The organism is Streptomyces scopuliridis, assembly GCF_042790125.1.
Lineage (GTDB): Bacteria > Actinomycetota > Actinomycetes > Streptomycetales > Streptomycetaceae > Streptomyces > Streptomyces scopuliridis_A.
In genome coordinates, this window is record NZ_JBHTZS010000070.1 from 1 (window position 1) to 3,478 (window position 3,478).

Annotated in this window: 1 protein-coding gene; it reads right to left on the reverse strand. The window is 71.0% G+C overall.

Annotated elements, in window-relative coordinates; translation table 11 throughout:
* Positions 1-3,478, reverse strand: a 3,478-nt coding sequence (locus ACFRKB_RS38855) for an amino acid adenylation domain-containing protein (protein WP_383111294.1), incomplete at both ends; no start/stop codon positions are given.

Genomic DNA, 3,478 nt, shown 5'->3' on the forward strand with positions numbered 1-3,478 from the left:
GCCACCGCACCACATCACCCGTGCGATACATCCGCCCACCCACAACACCGCCAAACGGATCAGCGACAAACCGCTCCCCCGTCAACCCCGGACGAGCCAGATACCCACGGGCGAGCTGGACACCGGCCAGATACAGTTCCCCGGCCACGCCCACCGGCACCGGCCGCAGTCGTGCGTCCAGCACGCGTACCCGCGTGTTCCACACGGGAGCGCCGATCGGCACCGGCCCGGCGGGGTCATGGGCCGAGCACTCCCATGACGTCACATCCACGGACGCCTCGGTCGGCCCGTACAGGTTGTGCAGCGGCACGTCCAGCGTCTCGAAGAACGTGGCGCGCAGTTCGCCGGACAGTGCCTCGCCACTGCACACCACACGGCGCAGGCTGTCACACCGCGCGACCGTGGGCTCCGTGAGGAAGACCTCCAGCATGGACGGGACGAAGTGCAGTGTGGTGATCCGTTCCTCGCGGATCAGCCGGGCGAGATACGCAGGATCCTTGTGGCCCTCGGGGCGGGCGACCACCAGTGTGGCCCCCTCGATGAGCGGCCAGAAGAACTCCCACACCGAGACGTCGAAGCCGGACGGCGTCTTCTGCAACACCCGGTCGGAGGCGTCGAGGCCGTACCGTCCCTGCATCCAGCGCAGCCGGTTGACGATTCCCTCGTGCGGGACGAGGACGCCCTTGGGCTTGCCCGTGGAGCCCGAGGTGTAGATGACATACGCGGTGTTGAGGACACCGAGCGGAGCGAGCCGGTCGGCGTCGGTGAGATCGGTGTCCGCGTACGCGCCGAGGGCCGCCCCCGTCCCTGGGGCGTCCAGGACGAGCCGGTCGGTACCGTCGGTGGCGGGCAGCGCGGCGTCCACGTCACACGTTGTGAGCACGAGCGCGGGGCGGGTGTTGTCGAGGATGTAACGGATCCGCTCGGCCGGGTAGTCGGGGTCGACCGGCACATAGGCCGCCCCGGACTTCAGCACCGCCAGCAGGGCGACGATCAGTTCCTGGGAGCGCGGCAGGGCGAGGGCGACGTATCCCTCGGGGCCGGCGCCCCGTTCGGCGAGCAGCCGCGCCAGGCGGTTGGCGCGGGCGTTCAGCTCGGCGTAGGACAGCTCACGGCCCTCGAAGACCACCGCCGTGGCCAACGGGGTACGAGCCGCCTGCGCCTCGAACAACTCGGGCAGCGTGACGGACGGTACGGCCCGCTCGGTGGCGTTCCACTCCACGAGCACCCGCTCGCGCTCCGCCCCGTCCAGGACGTCGATCTCCCCGACGGGCCGGTCGGGGGTGGCGGCGACGGCTTCGAGGAGCCGGCCGAGCCGGGCCCCGATGCTTCCGGCCGTCCCGGCGGTCAGCAGATCGGGCCGGTAGCCGAGGCGCAGGCCCAGCCGCGCTCCCGGAACCACGACCAGCGTCAGCGGGTAGTGCGTGGCGTCGTCGGCATCGGCGTCCGTGACGCGCAGTCCCGTGCCGGAGACATCCAACAGGCCCGGGTCGAGGGGGTAGTTCTCGAAGACGGTCAGCGTGTCGAACAACTCCCCGACGTCTGCCTGCCGCTGGATGTCGTGCAGCCCGACGTACTGATGCTCCATCAGTGCCGACTGCTGTTCCTGGAGCCGGGTGAGCAGCTGCGCCAGGGTCTCGTCCTGTCTCAACTCCACCCGGACCGGGAGGGTGTTGATGAACAGCCCCACCATCGACTCGATACCGGGGATCTCGGGCGGCCGTCCCGACACCGTGGCGCCGAAGACGACATCCTCGCGGCCGGTGAGCCGGCCGAGCAGCACGGCCCAGGCGCCCTGAACAACGGTGTTCATGGTGAGCCCGAGGTGCCGGGCCCGGTCGCCGAGCGCGGTGGTGAGCTCCGGTGACAGCTCCAGCGTGACCCGTTCGGGCGGGAGGGTCCCACGCTCGGCACCGGCCGGGGCCAGCAGGGTGGGCTCCCCGACTCCGGCGAGGGCGTGCCGCCATGCCTGCTCGGCGGCTTCGCGGTCCTGGCCCGCGAGCCAGGCCAGATAGTCCCGGTACGGGGTGGGGCGGGGCAGCCCGGTGTCGTCGCCTGCCCGCGCGTACAGCGCGAACAGCTCCTGCGCCAGCAGTGGCATCGACCAGCCGTCCAGCAGGATGTGATGGACGGTCATGACCAGTCGGAACCGGTCGTCGGCGAGCCGTACGAGGACGAACCGCACCAGCGGCGGCGCCGCCAGATCGAACCGGCGGCCCCGCTCGCCTGCGGCGATGCCGGCGAGCCGGGCCGACCGCTCGTCCGCGTCGAGGCCACGGAGATCCTGGATGTCCCAGTCGAGTTCCACCTCGTGGTGGACGACCTGGACCGGCCTGCCCACCTGCTCGTGCCGGAAACCGCTGCGCAGGTTCGGGTGCCTGCGCAGCAGTGTTTCCGCCGCCGAGCGCAGGGCCCGCACATCGAGGTCGCCCTCCATGCCCAGGAAGAGCTGCACGGTGTAGACGTCGGCGGCCTCGTCGTCGAACAGGGCGTGGAACAGCAGCCCTTCCTGCATCGGTGACAGCGGCAGGACGTCCGCCAGTGCGGGGCAGGACCGCTCCAGAAGTTCGATCTCGCTCTGGTCCAGGGGGACCAGGGGGAGGTCGGAGGGCGTGCGTCCGCCGGCTCCCGGCTGTTCCGCGTGTGCGGCGAGGGCGTCCAGGGCGCGGAACCAGGTCTCGGCCAGGTCCTGGATGTCGTCCTCGGAGAAGAGCGCGTCCGGCCAGGTCCAGGTGGCGCTGAGCTGTGCGCCTTCGGGCGAGTCGTGCGTCAGCGCGTCGATTTCGAGGGCGTGGACGAACGGCATGCCGTCGTCGGCACCGCCGGACGCGCTCTCCACGGCCCAGTCGGTCTCGGTGCCGGTTTCGAGGCGGCCGAGGTAGTTGAAGCCGATCTGCGGGCCCGGGAGGGCGGCGAGCACCGGCGCTGTGCCGGGGTTGAGGTGGCGCAGCAGCCCGTAACCGATGCCGGTGCCGGGTACGGCCCGCACCTGCTCCTTGACGAGCTTCAGCGCCCCACCGACGTCGTCCCAGTCCGGTGTGCCGGGATCCAGCCGTACGGGATAGAGACTGGTGAACCAGCCGACGGTACGGGAGAGATCGACACCGTCCGCGATGTCCTCCCGCCCATGGCCTTCGAGATCGACGAGAAGCGACGTCGCGTCCCCGCGATGAGTGCGGCGCCGCCAGTCGGCGACGGCCAGCGCGAGAGCGGTCAGCAGCACATCGTTCACACCGCCGTGGAAAGCGGCCGGCACGGTGGTCAGCAGCGGACGCGTACGGTCCGACGGCAGGGTGAGCCGGAGGTGTCGCTGTGTGGCGCCGGTGTCACGGGAAGGCAGCAAGGGCTGGTGGGAGAGAGGGGCCTCGGGTCCTTCGAGGATCCCGGTCCACAGGGGGAGTTCTTCGAGGTGGGCGGGGTCCTGGGCGAGGCTGGTCAGCCGCTCGGCCCAGCGCCGCAGCGACGTACCCACCGGCTC